Origin of the sequence: uncultured Halopseudomonas sp. (assembly GCF_963977355.1) — a bacterium.
GTDB lineage: Bacteria > Pseudomonadota > Gammaproteobacteria > Pseudomonadales > Pseudomonadaceae > Halopseudomonas.
Genome location: NZ_CAXBOV010000012.1, coordinates 105,241 through 121,746, shown reverse-complemented (window position 1 = coordinate 121,746; position 16,506 = coordinate 105,241). Strand labels below are relative to the sequence as shown.

At 55.4% G+C, this 16,506-nt stretch carries 15 protein-coding genes; 14 read left to right on the top strand and 1 reads right to left on the bottom strand.

Features of this window, described 5'->3' with window-relative positions; all coding sequences use genetic code 11:
* Positions 1-193 precede the first annotated feature (193 nt).
* The 7 genes from rimP (at position 194) to pnp (ending at position 8,920) form a co-directional block, all read left to right on the top strand.
* A complete protein-coding gene (gene rimP / locus AAC076_RS08685; RefSeq protein ID WP_150278775.1) occupies positions 194-649 on the top strand; it encodes a ribosome maturation factor RimP in 456 nt (151 codons plus the stop codon).
* Between the two features lie 53 nt (positions 650-702).
* The gene (nusA, locus tag AAC076_RS08680) at positions 703-2,184 is read left to right on the top strand and encodes a transcription termination factor NusA (protein ID WP_339844501.1); all 1,482 of its coding nucleotides are present in this window, start codon (positions 703-705) and stop codon (positions 2,182-2,184) included.
* A gap of 60 nt (positions 2,185-2,244) precedes the next feature.
* Positions 2,245-4,791: a translation initiation factor IF-2 gene (gene infB, locus AAC076_RS08675; RefSeq protein ID WP_339844498.1), complete on the top strand. Its 2,547-nt coding sequence runs from the start codon at positions 2,245-2,247 to the stop codon at positions 4,789-4,791.
* A gap of 123 nt (positions 4,792-4,914) precedes the next feature.
* Positions 4,915-5,301: a 30S ribosome-binding factor RbfA gene (rbfA, locus tag AAC076_RS08670; RefSeq protein ID WP_335607637.1), complete on the top strand. Its 387-nt coding sequence runs from the start codon at positions 4,915-4,917 to the stop codon at positions 5,299-5,301.
* Positions 5,302-5,305: 4 nt separating this feature from the next.
* Positions 5,306-6,226: a tRNA pseudouridine(55) synthase TruB gene (gene truB / locus AAC076_RS08665; RefSeq protein WP_339844496.1), complete on the top strand. Its 921-nt coding sequence runs from the start codon at positions 5,306-5,308 to the stop codon at positions 6,224-6,226.
* A 227-nt stretch (positions 6,227-6,453) separates the two neighbouring features.
* A complete protein-coding gene (gene rpsO / locus AAC076_RS08660) occupies positions 6,454-6,723 on the top strand; it encodes a 30S ribosomal protein S15 (RefSeq protein WP_339844495.1) in 270 nt (89 codons plus the stop codon).
* Between the two features lie 88 nt (positions 6,724-6,811).
* Positions 6,812-8,920 carry a polyribonucleotide nucleotidyltransferase gene (gene pnp / locus AAC076_RS08655; RefSeq protein ID WP_339844494.1) on the top strand — a complete coding sequence of 703 codons (2,109 nt, stop codon included), beginning with the start codon at positions 6,812-6,814 and terminating at the stop codon, positions 8,918-8,920.
* 92 nt (positions 8,921-9,012) lie between these two features.
* On the opposite strand, the gene AAC076_RS08650 is transcribed toward pnp, so the two are convergent.
* Positions 9,013-10,545, bottom strand: a complete 1,533-nt coding sequence (locus tag AAC076_RS08650) for a diguanylate cyclase (RefSeq protein ID WP_339844492.1) — start codon at positions 10,543-10,545, stop codon at positions 9,013-9,015.
* Between the two features lie 303 nt (positions 10,546-10,848).
* On the opposite strand from AAC076_RS08650, the gene AAC076_RS08645 reads away from it, so the two are divergent.
* The 7 genes from AAC076_RS08645 (at position 10,849) to AAC076_RS08615 (ending at position 16,492) form a co-directional block, all read left to right on the top strand.
* Positions 10,849-11,301: a hypothetical protein gene (locus AAC076_RS08645; protein WP_339844490.1), complete on the top strand. Its 453-nt coding sequence runs from the start codon at positions 10,849-10,851 to the stop codon at positions 11,299-11,301.
* A gap of 73 nt (positions 11,302-11,374) precedes the next feature.
* A complete protein-coding gene (locus AAC076_RS08640; protein ID WP_339844486.1) occupies positions 11,375-11,797 on the top strand; it encodes a DUF1304 family protein in 423 nt (140 codons plus the stop codon).
* 231 nt (positions 11,798-12,028) lie between these two features.
* Positions 12,029-12,706: a glutathione S-transferase family protein gene (locus AAC076_RS08635; protein WP_339844483.1), complete on the top strand. Its 678-nt coding sequence runs from the start codon at positions 12,029-12,031 to the stop codon at positions 12,704-12,706.
* Positions 12,707-12,711: 5 nt separating this feature from the next.
* A complete protein-coding gene (locus tag AAC076_RS08630) occupies positions 12,712-12,990 on the top strand; it encodes a YkgJ family cysteine cluster protein (protein WP_339844481.1) in 279 nt (92 codons plus the stop codon).
* A gap of 218 nt (positions 12,991-13,208) precedes the next feature.
* The gene (locus tag AAC076_RS08625; protein ID WP_339844480.1) at positions 13,209-13,610 is read left to right on the top strand and encodes a GFA family protein; all 402 of its coding nucleotides are present in this window, start codon (positions 13,209-13,211) and stop codon (positions 13,608-13,610) included.
* 136 nt (positions 13,611-13,746) lie between these two features.
* Positions 13,747-14,433, top strand: coding sequence for a nitroreductase (locus AAC076_RS08620; protein WP_339844479.1), 687 nt, complete (start codon positions 13,747-13,749; stop codon positions 14,431-14,433).
* A 172-nt stretch (positions 14,434-14,605) separates the two neighbouring features.
* The gene (locus AAC076_RS08615; protein ID WP_339844477.1) at positions 14,606-16,492 is read left to right on the top strand and encodes an EAL domain-containing protein; all 1,887 of its coding nucleotides are present in this window, start codon (positions 14,606-14,608) and stop codon (positions 16,490-16,492) included.
* Positions 16,493-16,506: the final 14 nt, after the last annotated feature.

The following is a 16,506-nucleotide window of genomic DNA, read 5'->3' as shown; positions in this document are numbered from 1 at the left end:
CGTCGGGCTCATAACCCGAAGGTCGTAGGTTCAAATCCTGCCCCCGCAACCAGTTTCAAGGCCCCTTTTCAGGGGCTTTTTATTAGCTGTCCTGTTCGCTCAGGCGGTGTGATACGGGATGGGCTTTAATGCCCATTTTTTATTGGTGCATGTTTTTCAGATTGTTTATTTTCAAGAAAGCGAGGCGGTTAATTTGTCCGGCAAAGTGACTGAGTTGGAGGCCATTGCGGTCCCGATTGTCGAAGCTTTGGGCTATCGTTGTTGGGGAGTGGAATATCTGTCCCAGGGACGACACAGTCTGTTGCGCGTTTATATCGACCATCCCGAGGGAGTTAGCGTCGAGGCATGCGCGGCGGTCAGTCGGCAAGTGAGTGCGGTTCTGGATGTCGAGGATCCGATCTCGGGTGATTACACCCTCGAAGTCTCCTCGCCAGGCATGGACCGACCGTTGTTTACACTTGAGCAGTTCGCCAGTCATGTCGGAGAACAGGCCAAGATCAAGTTGCGCGTACCCTACGAGGGACGGCGGAATTTTCAAGGTGTCATCCGTGGAGTCGAGGGTGATGAGGTCATTTTGCAGGTAGAAGAGCATGAGTACCTGCTGCCGATCGACACAATCGACAAGAGCAATATCATTCCGCGGTTTTGAGCATTATTTCGGGCTCTAGTGGCCCCAATGGATGGCGTTAGGCGAGGCATACGATGAGCAAAGAAGTGCTGCTGGTTGTGGAATCCGTTTCCAATGAGAAGGGCGTACCGCCCGGTGTGATTTTCGAAGCATTGGAACTGGCATTGGCAACAGCTACAAAGAAGCGTTATGAAGACGAAGTGGATGTTCGCGTGGCTATTGACCGTCACACCGGCAGCTACGAGACCTTCATGCGCTGGACTGTGGTCGCCGATGAGGATTTCGAAGAGCCTGGCATGCAACTGACCCTGGATCAGGGGCAGGAGCGTGATCCCGAGGTCAAGTTCGGTGACGTGATCGAAGACAAGATCGAGTCGGTTGAATTTGGTCGTATTGCCGCGCAGATCGCCAAGCAGGTCATCGTGCAGAAGGTTCGCGAGGCCGAGCGTGCTCAGGTTGTCGACGCCTACCGGGATCGCTTGGGCGAGATCATCAGTGGCACGGTCAAGAAAGTGACACGCGATAGCGTTATCGTGGACCTGGGTAACAATGCGGAAGCGGTATTGCCGCGCGAGGAAATGATTCCGCGTGAGACCTTTCGTACAGGTACACGCATCCGCGCCTTGCTGAAGGACATCCGTACAGAGAACCGCGGTCCTCAGTTGGTATTGTCGCGCAGCTGTCCGGAAATGATCATCGAGCTATTCCGTATCGAAGTGCCCGAGATCGCCGAAGAGCTTATTGAAGTCATGGGCGCTGCTCGTGATCCGGGCTCGCGGGCCAAGATCGCCGTTCGGTCCAAGGACAAGCGTATTGATCCCCAGGGCGCCTGTATCGGTATGCGCGGTTCACGCGTTCAGGCCGTATCCGGTGAGCTGGGTGGCGAGCGCGTCGACATCGTGCTCTGGGACGACAACTTCGCCCAGTTTGTGATCAATGCCATGGCCCCGGCTGAAGTGGCATCGATCATTCTGGATGAAGATGCGCACACTATCGACATCGCAGTGGCCGAGGATAACCTCGCCCAGGCGATTGGTCGCAGCGGTCAGAACGTTCGGTTGGCCAGCATGCTGACGGGCTGGACCCTGAACGTGATGACCGAAGAAGACATCCGTGCCAAGCAGGAAGCCGAGACTGGCGATATCCTGCGTACCTTCGTCGACGAGCTGGATATCGATGACGATCTGGCGCAACTCCTGGTAGAAGAAGGCTTTACCTCCCTTGAGGAGATTGCCTACGTACCCATGGAGGAGATGCTGGCGATCGACGGCTTTGACGAAGATATCGTCACCGAGCTGCGGTCGCGGGCCAAGGATCTGCTGCTGACCAAGGCACTTGCCAGTGAAGAAAAGCTGGACGAGGTACAGCCCGCAGAAGATCTGTTGAACATGGAAGGTATGGATCGCTCATTGGCGTTCCACCTGGCCGCAAAAGGCATCATCACCATGGAAGATCTGGCAGAACAGTCCATCGACGAACTGCTGGAGATCGAAAGTATTGACGAAGAACGTGCCGGTGCCTTGATCATGGCCGCACGGGCACCCTGGTTTGCATAACCGGTCGGTTAGTACTTTTATCCTGCTCGTAAGCAGGGACCCGACTGAGGAGAGAATTGAATGGCGGAAGTAACGGTCAAAGAGTTGGCCCAGGTAGTGGGAACCCCCCTGGAGCGCCTGCTACAGCAGATGCAGGAAGCCGGTTTGCCTCAAACCAGCGCGGATCAGCGCGTGAGCGATGAGGAAAAGCAAGCGTTGTTGGCCTACCTCAAGAACTCCCATGGTGGAGAGTCTGCCGGTGAGCCGCGCAAGATTACACTCAAGCGCAAGACGGTGAGCACACTGCGGGTGGCTGGCAGCAAAACGGTCAACGTTGAAGTGCGCAAGAAAAAGACTTACGTGAAGCGCGATCCGGTGGATCTGGAAGCTGAACGTCAGCGTGAAGCTGATGAGCTGCGTGCCGCCGAAGAAGCCCGCGTTGCCGCGGTAGCCGCTGAAGCGAAGCGCAAGGCGGAAGAGGAAGCCCGAGTCGCAGCTGAAGCTGCTGCCAAGGCGCCAGAAGCGGCAGCCCCTGCAGAACAGCCCGCAGCTGCTCCAGCCGAGCCTGCCAAGGTCGAACCTGAAGCGCCGGTTGCAGCCCCTGAGCCGCCAGCCGCCCCTGTGGTCATCGCGCCGCCGGCAGACAAGCCCGACCATTCCAAGAAAAAGGACGCGCATCGCAAGCCGACCCGCGCCGAGGAAGAGGAAGAGCGCAGCCGCAAGCGTGCCGGTGGTAACAGTGCCAAGGGTCGTAATGCACCCCGCGTCAGCGATGACGATGATGGCGGCGCTCGCCGTCGTGGCGGTGGTGGCAAGCTCAAGGCGAACAAGAAACGCAATGTACACGGCTTCGAGAAGCCGACAGGACCAATAGTGCGAGAAGTGGTAATAGGCGAGACCATCACAGTGGCCGAACTGGCCCAGAAGATGTCGATCAAAGCGGCCGAAGTCATCAAGTACATGTTCAAAGCCGGCAACATGGTTACCATCAACCAGGTGCTGGATCAGGACACTGCCAGCATCATTGCCGAAGACATGGGCCACAAGGTCAAGCAGATCAGTGATAGCGATCTGGAAGACGCCTTGGTTTCCGAGTCCCAGTCGCATGAAGGCGAAATGGTCAATCGGGCCCCAGTCGTTACCGTCATGGGTCACGTTGACCACGGTAAGACATCGCTGCTCGACTACATTCGTCGTGCCAAGGTAGCGTCCGGTGAAGCGGGTGGTATTACCCAGCACATCGGTGCCTACCACGTTGAAACCGAACGCGGCATGGTTACCTTCCTCGATACACCCGGTCACGCCGCGTTTACCGCAATGCGTGCTCGTGGTGCCAAGGCCACGGATATCGTGATCCTGGTTGTGGCAGCTGACGACGGCGTTATGCCGCAGACCGAAGAAGCCGTGGCTCACGCCAAGGCCGCCGGTGTGCCGCTGGTCGTTGCTGTGAACAAGATCGACAAGGAAGACGCCGATCCGGATCGCATCAAGAACGCCCTGGCAGCATTGGACGTTATCCCGGAAGAATGGGGCGGCGATACCATGTTCATGCACGTGTCTGCCAAAGAGGGCACGGGTATTGATGAGCTGCTAGAAGCCGTATTGCTCCAGGCTGAAGTACTTGAACTGCAAGCGCAGCCATCGGCCCCGGGCCGTGGTGTTGTCGTCGAGTCCCGTCTGGACAAGGGTCGTGGCCCGGTTGCCACGGTTCTGGTACAGAACGGTACGCTGCGTCAGGGTGACATCGTGTTGGCAGGCGTTAACTACGGCCGTGTTCGTGCGATGTATGACGAAAACGGCAAGTCGATCAAGGAAGCTGGTCCGTCTATTCCGGTCGAGATCCTCGGCCTTGATGGCACCCCGGATGCCGGTGACGAGCTGACCGTGGTTACCGACGAGAAGAAGGCGCGTGAAGTTGCCTTGTTCCGTCAGGGCAAGTTCCGCGAGATCAAGCTGGCCCGCCAGCAGTCTTCCAAGCTTGAAAACATGTTCGAGAACATGGGTCAGGATGAGAAGAAGACGCTCAACATCGTACTCAAATCCGACGTACGTGGTTCGCTGGAAGCCCTGCAGGGTTCACTCAGCGAGCTGGGTAACGACGAAGTTCAGGTCAAGATCATCTCCGGCGGCGTGGGCGGTATTACCGAAACCGACGCCAACCTGGCACTGGCATCCAATGCCGTGATCTTCGGCTTCAACGTGCGTGCCGATGCTACGGCACGCAAGATCGTCGAATCCGAGAGCATCGATCTGCGCTACTACAGCGTTATTTACGAGATCATCGACGACGTCAAGAAAGCCCTTGGCGGTATGCTGGGCAGCGACGTTCGCGAGCAGATCCTTGGTGTAGCTGAAGTGCGTGACGTGTTCCGTTCTCCCAAGTTCGGCGCAATTGCCGGTTGTATGGTTATTGAAGGTACTGTGTACCGTAACCGTCCGATCCGTGTACTGCGCGAAGACGTGGTTATCTACGAAGGCGAGCTGGAATCCCTGCGTCGCTTCAAGGATGACATCGGCGAAGTGCGTAACGGCATGGAGTGCGGTATCGGCGTGAAGAACTACAATGACGTCAAGCCCGGTGATCGCATCGAAGTATTCGAGCGTATCCAGGTACAACGCAGCCTGTAATAGCTGCAGGCAGTGATACACGGCAGGCATCGGGCTCAGCGCAAGCTGATCCGGGTGCTTGCCGTTCACGTTTGCGATGTTCCGCTTTTTTAGGCCGCCTGCGGGCAGCCAGAGACAGATTTTATGGCGAATGAAAATAGTCGTACCCACCGCGTAGCTGACCAGATGCAGCGCGAGCTGGCGTTGTTGATTCAGCGCGAAATCCGCGACCCGCGCCTTGGGATGATCACCATTACTGCGGTCGATGTGAGCCGTGACCTGGCGCATGCCAAGGTCTATATCACACTGATGAACAAGGACAGCGACGAAGAGATCGCCGAGAACCTCGCGATTCTCAAGAACGTTGCCGGCTTTCTGCGTATGCAGTTGGGCAAGGTCATGAAGCTGCGCAGTGTTCCGCAATTGCACTTCCACTATGACGAGAGTGTACGTCGTGGTGTGCATCTGTCATCGCTGATCGAGCGTGCTGTTGCGGAAGATCGCGAGCATAAACCGGACGGCGAGGAGTAGGCTTTTGTCGGCACCACGCATCAAGCGCCGGGATATCGACGGTGTACTGATTTTTGACAAGCCGCTGGGGATGAGCTCCAACGCTGCCTTGCAAAAGGTGCGCTGGTTGTTCAACGCCGCCAAGGGCGGTCATACCGGCAGTCTGGACCCGCTTGCCAGCGGCGTATTGCCCCTGTGCCTGGGCGAGGCCACCAAGTTTTCCCAGTATTTGCTCGATGCAGACAAGGCCTACATCACCGAGGCGCGTCTGGGTATGACCACCACCACTGGCGATGCAGAAGGTGATGTGCTGCAAACGCGTCCGGTGAATGTCACCCTTGCCGACGTTGAAGCATTGCTTGCGCAGTTCACCGGTCCTATCGAACAGATCCCGCCGATGTATTCCGCTCTCAAGCACGAGGGCCAACCCCTGTACAAGCTGGCCCGAGCAGGGGAAACAGTGGAGCGCAAGGCGCGATCTGTTACCATCAGCAAGTTTAAGATTTTGAGCTTGGAAGGCGACCGTCTGCGGCTTGAGGTGCACTGTACCAAAGGCACCTATATTCGCACGCTGGTCGAGGATCTGGCTGAAGCATTGGGCTGCGGTGCGCATGTATCCGAACTGCGACGCACCCAGGCCGGGCCCTTCGATCTGAGCCAGTCCGTGACCCTGGAAACCCTCGAAGCGCTGCATGCCGAGGGCGGTCATCTGGCACTGGACCACCTGTTGCTTCCCAGCGACAGTGGTCTGGAAGATTGGCCAGAGGTGGAGCTGACAGAACAAACGGCTTATTACCTGAATCATGGCCAGGCGGTTATGGTTCCGGGCAGTCCGTCATTCGGCAAGGTGCGGTTGCGCGACCACACCGGCCAGTTTATCGGTATCGGCGAGATTACCGACGATGCCCGTGTAGCACCGAAGCGGCTGATGCGCTTCAACGGGTAGACAATGTATTCGATAGACAATGTATTCCCGCCTTTGCGGGAATGACGAAGTAGTAGATCGTAAGCAATCGATGCTTGCTTGGCCCAACACGCCAAGCCGGCAGCAAAGAAGTTGACCCATCAGGGTCACAACGAGGGTGGCTGTTAACAGGCACGGTCATACCTCGATTTAAAACACGGGTCACTCCAAGAGATGTGCCCGGCCTGTTCACTCAGAGGAAAGCTATCATGGCACTGAGCGTCGAAGAGAAAGCTGCAATCGTAACTGAATATGCCCGTGGCGAAGGTGATACCGGTTCTCCTGAAGTCCAGGTAGCGCTGTTGACTGCAAACATCAACAAGCTCCAGGGTCACTTCAAGATAAACAAGAAGGATCACCACTCCCGTCGCGGTCTGATCCGGATGGTAAACCAGCGTCGTAAGCTGCTGGATTACCTGAAGTCGAAAGACATTCCGCGTTACAGCAGCTTGATCAGCAGTCTGGGTCTGCGTCGCTAAGCGACAAGCCCCATTTGGACATGATCGGGTCCGAAACCCGGTTGTGCCCAGAGTTTCCCCAAAGGCAAAAACAGAGAGAGAAGACACCGTGAAACCGGTTATCAAACAATTCAAGCTAGGCAATAACACCATCACCCTGGAAACGGGCCGTATTGCCCGCCAGGCTTCTGGTGCCGTACTGGTCAGCATCGATGATGCAGTCAGCGTTCTGTGTACCGTGGTCGGAGCCAAGAAAGCCGACTCAGGCCGTGACTTCTTCCCTCTGTCAGTGCATTACATCGAGAAGACCTACGCCGCTGGCCGTATCCCCGGTGGTTTCTTCAAGCGTGAAGGCCGTCCTACTGAAAAAGAGACCCTGACCTCGCGCCTGATCGACCGTCCGATCCGTCCGCTGTTTGCCGATGGCTTCATGAATGAAGTCCAGGTTGTCTGTACTGTGGTCTCCACCGACAAGACAACTGATCCGGATATCGCCGCGCTGATCGGCACCTCCGCCGCGCTGGCCATTTCCGGCATCCCGTTCGACGGCCCCATCGCCGGCGCGCGCGTTGGCTTTGATGCCGACAACGGTTACATCCTCAACCCGAACTACGAAGAGCAGAAGACCTCGCGTCTGGACATGATCGTAGCCGGTACTGAAGATGCCGTACTCATGGTTGAATCCGAAGCCAAAGAGCTGACCGAAGACCAGATGCTGGGCGCCGTACTCTTCGCCCACATGGAATTCCAGCCCGCTATCGAAGCCATCAAGGAACTGGCCGCTGAAACCGGCAAGCCCCGTTGGGACTGGCAGGCAGCTCCGGAAAATACTGCGCTGCTGGACGCCGTCAAAGGCCAGTTCGGCGCCGGTATTGCCGAGGGTTACACCATCACTGACAAGATGGCCCGCTATACCCGCCTGGGTGAACTGCGCAATCAGGCCATTGAAGCGCTCTCCGGCGACGAAGAAGGCAAGCCTTCTGCTGGCGAAGTAAAAGACGCCTTCGGCGAGATCGAATACCGCACTGTGCGCGAGAGCATCGTTAACGGCAACCCGCGAATCGACGGCCGCGACACCAAGACTGTTCGCCCGCTGAACATCGAAGTTGGCGTTCTGGATCGCACCCACGGCTCCTCACTGTTTACCCGTGGTGAAACTCAGGCACTGGTTGTTACCACCCTGGGTACTGCCCGTGACGCGCAGTTGCTGGACACGCTTGAAGGCGAGAAAAAAGACCCCTTCATGCTGCACTACAACTTCCCTCCCTACTCGGTAGGTGAGTGTGGTCGTATGGGCGGTACCGGTCGTCGTGAAGTCGGCCACGGCCGTCTGGCGCGCCGCAGTATTGCAGCCGTGATGCCGAACATGGATGATTTCCCGTACACCATCCGCGTGGTGTCGGAAATCACTGAGTCCAACGGCTCCAGCTCCATGGCTTCGGTCTGCGGTGCTTCACTGGCCCTGATGGACGCCGGTGTGCCGCTGACTGCTCCCGTAGCCGGTATCGCCATGGGCCTGGTCAAGGAAGGCGACAAGTATGCGATCCTGACCGATATCCTGGGCGACGAAGATCACCTCGGCGACATGGACTTCAAGGTAGCGGGTACCGCCAAGGGCGTCACTGCGCTGCAGATGGATATCAAGATCAAGGGCATCACCGAAGAGATCATGGAAAACGCCCTGGCTCAGGCCCTGGACGCACGCATGAACATCCTTCAGCAGATGAACGAAGTGCTGCCAGCGTCGCGCAAGGAGCTTTCTTCCAACGCACCGACCATGATCAGCATGAAGATCGACTCCGACAAGATCCGTGACGTGATCGGCAAGGGCGGCGCCACTATTCGCGGTATCTGTGAAGAAACCGGCGCTTCCATCGATATCACCGATGATGGTTCGGTCAAGATCTTCGCGCCTACCAAGGACGCCGCCAATGCTGCCAAGGCACGCGTTGACGAGATCACCGCAGAAGCGGAAATCGGCAAGATATATGAAGGTAAGGTCGAGCGCATCGTCGACTTCGGCGCATTCGTCAACATCCTGCCCGGTAAGGATGGTCTGGTGCACATTTCGCAGATCGCCAACCAGCGCATCGAGAAAGTCACTGACGTACTGACCGAAGGTCAGATGGTACGGGTACTGGTACTGGACGTGGACAACCGCGGCCGTATCAAACTGTCCATCAAGGACGTTGAGTCCGCAGAGGCCAGCGGCGTCTAACATACGCCAGGCGTCAGCAGAAACCCCGGCCGCAACGCCGGGGTTTTTTATGTCAATTGAGGGGGTATTAAAGTCTGAGAGCGGATTCCAGGTCAGCACAGCTCCACTGTATTGCGACCAGCATGCTTTGCGCGGTAAAGCGCCGCGTCTGCCTGTTGCTTGAGGTCATCCAGGCTATTGTTATCCCCCGGCACTATTGAGCACACGCCTGCGCTGATCGTTATACGGTTACTCACATCCGAAAGCGGGTGCTGCATCGCCGCTTTTTCAATGGCAGCTCGACAGGCTTCGGCGATAATTCCGCCATCGTTCGTATCGGGCAGAATGATCGCGAACTCCTCCCCTCCGTAGCGGGCCAGCATATCGGTCGGTCTGCGTACAACGCCCTGAAGAATGTTCGCGACCTTCTTCAGACACTGGTCGCCAGCGGGGTGCCCATAATGGTCGTTGTAGAGTTTGAAGTAATCAATATCCAGCATGACCAGTGAGAGCGTGCGGGTCTGTCGCCTGGCCCGAGCCCACTCCTGTTCGAGAAACTGATCAAAATGCCTACGGTTCGCCAGTTGGGTTAATCCATCAGTGAGTGACATCTTCTCCAATTGGTCTTTGCTGGCAACGAGCGCGCGGTTGCGGTTGACGTTGACCAAGGCATATATCACCAGCAATGCAATAAACAGAACACCGGACACCATTATCAATGCTGGCAAGTGGCTGCGCCTGCGATCGATATAGTCCTGTGATGGCATGGCTTGAATTTGCCAGGTACGGCCCGCCACGTCGGCCAGCAGCGTTTTAAAACCCAGCTCGCTTACCCATCTCGGAGCTGCAGGATCGGCGTTGGTGTAGAGTTCATTGGGCTGCGCGTCAGTAACATCTACTACCTGAAACAGCAGACTGGCGTTGCTTCTCACACCGATTGCTTGGTTGGTCAGTTCACCAACAAGAAAAACACCGTTGATATAGCCATAATGCGCTTCGCGCCGCTGTGCCTGGGTGGAAGGCTTGCCTTCATAAAGGGGTGCAAACACCAGGAAGCCCTGTTGGTTGTCAGACTCCTGTACCAGTTTTATGCCAGCAGTCGCGACCAGCCGGCCAGTATCGCGTGATGCCTCAATCGCTTTACGGCGCTTGGCTTCACTGGCCAGGTCAAAGCCCATTGCAGGTCTATTCTTTTCCAATGGGGCTATAAACTGCACCGGGACATAGACACTTCGTTCGGCAACAGGAATAACCTGGTTGTCGGCATCCCTTTCGGTAATACGCCAGTCCGGGAAAATACGCTGCTGTTCCAGTTCAAAATCCGCTAACCGGCTGCGCTCAATAGCCGGAGCCCAAGCAAAGGCCATGATCGCCGGTGAACGCTCAAGTATGCCATCGGTGATCGACTTGAAACGCTCAGCGTCCATTCCAGGCACAACCTCGATTGCGGCTTTCAAGGCATAAAGCACCTCTAGATTGAGTAGCACCTCCCGCTCGAGTATTGCTGCAGCCTGGCGGATATCCCCCTGAAAATCGTTGGCAATAGCCAAGGTATCCTGAACATAAAAACTCCGACTCAATGCCGCGCAGAGAGACAAACCCAGCACGGCCAGGATCGCGATTGCACTGAATGGTGAGCGTTTCAAATCGGCCCCATTGGCCGCTTGGGCCTCAAAGCATGAGCGTGTATCACTGCAAAGGCACTCCCAGATAACGGTTTAAGCGAATAGATACTGATGAATACTGACCTCGCAAGGATTCATGATTAAGACGACCCCTGAGACAAACAGTTCCGCGCAACTGCATCACCCAGCTCACAGATTGCCAGCGCAATTACTCCGTGCCATATTGACAGCCACTGGCCAAGCTCGCTTGACAGCACTCCCTCCTGAACTGGCAAGGACTGCCGACAATCCCGCTTGTGTGAATTTGTTATCCAGATAGTCGCTATGCTTATGGCCGTATGCGAAGGCATGACGAATGCCTCTCCTCTGCGGCCGCTCCTTCACTTCAAGGCCGCCTATGCTGCGGCCCAACACGGGGATAAAGAGATGATTCGAACCTTCACCCTATTCGTTGTTTTGATTTCGATCATGGGTTGCTCAGATGGCAATGCGCCAGAACCTGACGAGTCGGCACAGTCCAACCAAGTTTCTTTGCCCGAAGGTCCAAATGATCGAGTCAAACTGACGGGTGAAATGTCGTTTTGGATGTATGAGGGTGCCGCAGGCTGTTATGGGGCATTCGTTTCACAAGGGAAAGAGGTACAGGTTTGGGTAGACGCTGACACCTGCGGCGACCGCGAGTATGCGGAAAACCAACCTGCTACTCTCGTGCTCACCTTTAATCCTGAGAATCAGTATGGGCCAGGGACAACCTACACAATCACGAGCTTCGAATAGCTTATTACAAGGAGCTGAAGCTGAGGTTGCGGCTGGGATATTGCCTACGGCGTTATCTGATCAAGAGAACAGAATGTCCAGATTTTTGCGGTTTTTAGTGGTATTCGTGATTTTTTTTCACTTGGTTGCTTTCATAGGGGAGGTATTTCTATGGATGTATCCGTCTGTGCATGAGTTTTCTCTAAAGAGATTGGATGTGCCGGTGGATGTGGGTTTATATGAGCAAGCTCTCATTTTAAAGACGCTATTTGTTAATCAGGGATTTTATAATCTATTCGTTGCGTGCGGCGGCATCTTGGGATTTTGGATGCGAGTAAATGGCTTTAAGCAGAGCGGGGATGTGCTTTTGGCTTATATGTGCTTGTTCGCTGTTGGTGCCGGGGTCGTTTTATTGTTTACAACCAGGGCCTATATACCAGGGGTATTGCAGTCCCTCCCTGCCCTCATTGCCTTGATGTTGATGTACCGAAATTCTTCATCTGAATCCGATGTATAGAATGCTCTGACTCACATTTCGCAGGTCGCCAACCAGCGCATCGTGAAAGTCACCAACGTGCTGACCTAAGGCCAAGACGCCTAAGTACGATCATCACGCGCGGTAACACGAGCCCGGGTAATTCCTGGGCTTTTTTATTGTGTGGGTATTCAAGACTGGGTGGTTGAGACGGTTTGCATTGGATCGCCAAGTACTGGATGCTGAGTTCTGACCTAAACAATGGAAATGGAAATGATCAAACTGCACGGTTTTTCGGCCAGTAATTACTACAATGTTCCAAAGCTCGCCCTTCTGGAAAAAGGCATTGAGTTTGAAGAGGTATTGTCCTACACCGGGGTGGGTCCACAGTATAAACCCGAATATCTCGACAAGAGTCCGCTTGGCAAGGTGCCGGCCCTTGAAACAGCCGAAGGCTACATCAGCGAATCACGTGCGATTTTGGACTATATCGAGAGAGCCTATCCGCAACATCCACTGTTACCCGACACACCCTTCGGTGTTGCTAAAGTGCAGGAGTTGTCGCAGTTCATTGAGCTCTACTTTGAGCTTGTTGCTCGCCGGCTGATTCCGAATCTGTTACTCGGTACCGAGCCTGATCCAGTCGTGTTGAAAGAAGTCGAGAGCAGCTTGAATAAAGCCGTTATAGCGCTGGCAAAGCTGTCGAGCTTTGAACAGTTTGCCTACGGCGACCATTTTACCCTGGCTGATATAGCGGCGATTCTGAACCTGCCGATTGTGCGCAACGTGGGGATAAAGTTTCTGGGCAGAGATCCGCTGTCAGAGGTGCCTGGACTGGATGCCTATTGCGCACGGATGGAGGAGCGTCCTCAGGTCAAGAAGGTTCGCATGGACTCAGCAGCCGATCGGCCAGGTTTCATGCAGCACCTCAAAGCCCTGTATGGTTTTTGATTCCAATGATTGAAGTGACCAATCTGCCTGTCAGTGATGTGACTTGCTCAACCTGCCGGGCGAATTGTTGCCGTTTGGAGGTAATGCTTATTACGGACACAGGGGTGCCGGAAAAGTATGTAGTCTTTGATCAGTGGGGCGGTATGACCTTGGCTCGCTTGGATGACGGATGGTGCGCTGCTTTGGATCGAGACACCATGCTCTGCAGCATTTATGACAAGCGACCCTTAATCTGTCGTGAATTTGAAATGGGTGGTTATGAGTGTCTTGCTGAGCGTGGTTAGCGCTCATGCCCCATGACGACGCCTGGATATTTCCTCCAACGTACTGTTGAACCAGCTTTTGGCTTCTTCTCAGGACTGGGAGACAGTATGTGTTCGATGCAGGATCAACGATCGCCATAATTGATTGATTTACCTGAATGTTCGGCTGTACATTTTTAGCCCGGGTTGAGGGTGCTGCCTTGGTTTGGGTACCCAAGGTTCTACTGAGGAGTTTAGCCATGTCCCATTCAGGACAATGTTTATGCGGTGCAATCCAGTACGTGCTTTCCGGAGCTCCCCATACGGTAGCTCTGTGTCACTGTCGTGATTGCCAGCGGGCTGCGGGTGCGCCGATGGTGGCATGGGCGATGTTTCCGGAGGCTGCTTTGACGGTTACTCTGGGACAGCCGAAGACGATCAACTCATCGGGTTCTGCGATGCGCAGTTTTTGTGGTGATTGCGGTAGTGGCCTGTTCTACCGCAATGAAGAGTTTCTCCCGGGCATCGTGGATGTGCAGACGGCCACCCTGGACAATCCCGACGCCTTGCCCCCTGGCGTGCAAATACAAACCGCCGAACGGATCGGGTGGATGCCGCACATACACGAACTACCCGAGTTCAGCCGATTCCCTGCCGAGTAGTAGCAATATTGCCGAGGCTTGGCACTTGCGCAATAGCGCGCCTGCCTGAGGTTGGATATGCCAAGGTCGGAATTAAGAAGGGTGCTTGCCCTGGAAAAAGCAGCGTACCCCATTCAGTTTTCTTAGGAGATGCAGTTTGAATTACGAAGATGTTGTATTGGGTCGTCGCAGTATTCGCGCCTTCAAACAGGAAGCGGTAGCCCGTGATGTTCTTGAGGATGTGATTGAACTGGCCACACGTGCGCCATCGTCGATGAATACCCAGCCGTGGCACCTGCATGTGCTGACCGGTGAGCCGCTGGATCGTATTCGGGCAGAAAATACCGAGCGGATGCTCAAGGGTGTGCCGCCGTCCAAGGAAAGTCGTGGCGCCGGTGCTTACGAAGGCGAGCATCGGGATCGGCAAGTCGAGATTGCAGTGCAGCTTTTCAAGGCGATGGGGATCGCCCGCGACGACAAGGAAAAACGTCAGGACTGGATCCTTCGTGGCTTCAGGCAGTTCGATGCGCCTGTTTCAATCGTGGTGACGTACGACCGTGTACTGCAGGAGGGAGATATTGCCCAATTCGATTGTGGCGCACTGGTCAACGGTCTGGTCAACGCGGCCTGGTCTCGGGGTCTGGGCTGTGTGGTGAACAGTCAGGGCATCATGCACTCGCCGGTGGTTCGCGAGCATGCGGGTATTCCCGAGGATCAGGTTATTCTGATCTGCGTGGCAATGGGCTATCCGGACGACGCGTTCCCGGCAAATGCCGTAGTATCCAAGCGTCGTACGGTCAGCGAAGTAGCCACCTTTGTGGGTTTTGAGAAGACTGTTGCTTAGACTGGTCAGCAATCGCGGGAAGAGGGGCGGTGATGTGTTTGCATTGCCACCGTCCTGGCATGTCTTCCCCTACCTCAAATCAGTTTGCATGTCGTAAACTATGCAACTGGTTAGCATTCCGATTCACGCGTCCGTATGACGGAGTTGTTACCTCAAGGAAATAGAGGAACCCATGGCTTTAACATCCAAGCAGCCTGCTGAACCCAATGCAGCGACCTTGCCGGCTTCCCCCGGGAAGCGCGCCAATATTCTGATCAGTTCTGTGTGCTTGCTCATGGTATTGCTTGCAGCACGGACGGTTCTCCTGGGCGCATGGCTTGATACCGGCCTGCTTGCTGTCGGGCTGAGCGCCATGCTGGTCTTTCGCCATCTTTACCTTCGCAAGGGTAATTATCAGGCGGTCCCTTTTCTTCTGATTACTCTAACCTTACTGGTCAGTATCTCGCTCTGGTTCAACCAGGGCTTGTTCAGCGGGGCATTGCTCTCATATCCGGTTGTACTGGTGGTGGCGGGCATTGTCGCGACGCGTACCTTGTTCGCCAGTCTGCTGCTTGTCATGCTGGGGACGGTAGCTGCCGTGACCTGGGCCGCCCTGACCGGTCTGCATGACTATCAGGCCGTTCCCCACGGAATAGGTCGTATGGTGGTAGTGAGTAGCTTGCTGCTCATGTGCGCTGCGGTCGTTTGGTGGCTTATCCGCGATCTGGAAGTGACGCGGGTGCACCTGGATGACGAGATGCTGCGAGTACGCAACTCCCAGGCCGATCTTACGCACCTGAGCAAGCACGACGCGCTGACTGATCTACCCAATCGGCTGTTGATGCAAGAACGCTTTGATGAGGCCATTGCGCTGGCCGAAGAGGACGGCACCCGTGTTGCGCTGATGAGCTTCGACCTGGATAACTTCAAGATCATTAACGATTCACTGGGTCATGCAGCCGGCGATGAATTACTGCGGCGTATTGCCGAGCGGCTCAAGGGACTCATCCGCGGTTCTGATACTGTCAGCCGGCAGGGTGGCGATGAATTTCTGGTATTGCTCGGTGATGTGGACACGTCCGAGACGCTGGAGCTGGTAGCGCGACGCTTCCAGGAGCTGGTTGCCCGGCCTCTGGTACTCCACGACATCGAGTTGGTGACCTCCCTGTCGATTGGTATATCGGTGTATCCCGATGATGGAGCTGATTTTGGCACCCTTTTAAAGAAAGCCGAGCTGGCGATGTATCAGGCCAAGGCATCCGGGCGTAATGCTTACTGTCTGTTCAGCGAGGAGATGAGCACCAATACCTACGAGCGGCTGGGTATCGAGCAGGATCTACGTCAGGCATTGAGGCGTGAGGAATTCAAACTGCAATACCAGCCGATTGTCGATCTGCAGAGCAGTGATCGCGTTATCGCTGTGGAAGCTCTTATACGCTGGCATCAACCGGAGCGCGGTCTGGTCGGGCCTACCTTGTTTGTTGGCGTTGCCGAACAAATGGGTCTGATTGTCGAAATCGGTGAATGGGTGCTGCATGAGGCCTGTCACCAGGCGATGGCGTGGCGCGCAGCCGGGATGCCGGATATGGTCATGTCGGTCAATCTTTCTGCGGTCCAGTTGCGCAGGGGTAATCTCGAGGCGGTGGTGCGCGCAGCGCTGAAAAGTTCGGGCTTGCCGCCGCAGTATCTGGAGCTGGAGCTGACCGAATCCATGTTATTACAGGACTCGGATGCGTCGCTGATACTGTTGCAGAACCTCAAGGGCCTGGGAGTGAAGTTATCGATTGATGATTTCGGCACCGGTTATTCGAACTTGTCCTACTTGCAGCGCTTCCAGGTCGATACTCTGAAAATAGATAAATCCTTTGTTCAGAATCTCGGTGAAAACGAACAGCACCGGGCGATTGTGAATGCCATTATCCAGATGGCCCACAGCCTTGATTTGCGAACTATTGCTGAGGGAATAGAGGACATGCCTACGCGACAGCTTCTCGCCGATCTTGGTTGTGATCGAGGTCAGGGGTACCTGTTCGCCAAGCCGCTGACGGCTGAGGATTTTGCTGAACTGGCGGCAGGGTAAACTCAGTCAAAAGG

Excerpts from the sequence above, each read along its gene's own strand:
- nusA (WP_339844501.1), top strand. The coding sequence starts at position 703 with ATGAGCAAAGAAGTGCTGCTGGTTGTGGAATCCGTTTCCAATGAGAAG.
- infB (WP_339844498.1), top strand. The coding sequence starts at position 2,245 with ATGGCGGAAGTAACGGTCAAAGAGTTGGCCCAGGTAGTGGGAACCCCC.
- rbfA (WP_335607637.1), top strand. The coding sequence starts at position 4,915 with ATGGCGAATGAAAATAGTCGTACCCACCGCGTAGCTGACCAGATGCAG.
- rpsO (WP_339844495.1), top strand. The coding sequence starts at position 6,454 with ATGGCACTGAGCGTCGAAGAGAAAGCTGCAATCGTAACTGAATATGCC.
- AAC076_RS08645 (WP_339844490.1), top strand. The coding sequence starts at position 10,849 with ATGCTTATGGCCGTATGCGAAGGCATGACGAATGCCTCTCCTCTGCGG.
- AAC076_RS08640 (WP_339844486.1), top strand. The coding sequence starts at position 11,375 with ATGTCCAGATTTTTGCGGTTTTTAGTGGTATTCGTGATTTTTTTTCAC.
- AAC076_RS08635 (WP_339844483.1), top strand. The coding sequence starts at position 12,029 with ATGATCAAACTGCACGGTTTTTCGGCCAGTAATTACTACAATGTTCCA.
- AAC076_RS08630 (WP_339844481.1), top strand. The coding sequence starts at position 12,712 with ATGATTGAAGTGACCAATCTGCCTGTCAGTGATGTGACTTGCTCAACC.
- AAC076_RS08625 (WP_339844480.1), top strand. The coding sequence starts at position 13,209 with ATGTCCCATTCAGGACAATGTTTATGCGGTGCAATCCAGTACGTGCTT.
- AAC076_RS08615 (WP_339844477.1), top strand. The coding sequence starts at position 14,606 with ATGGCTTTAACATCCAAGCAGCCTGCTGAACCCAATGCAGCGACCTTG.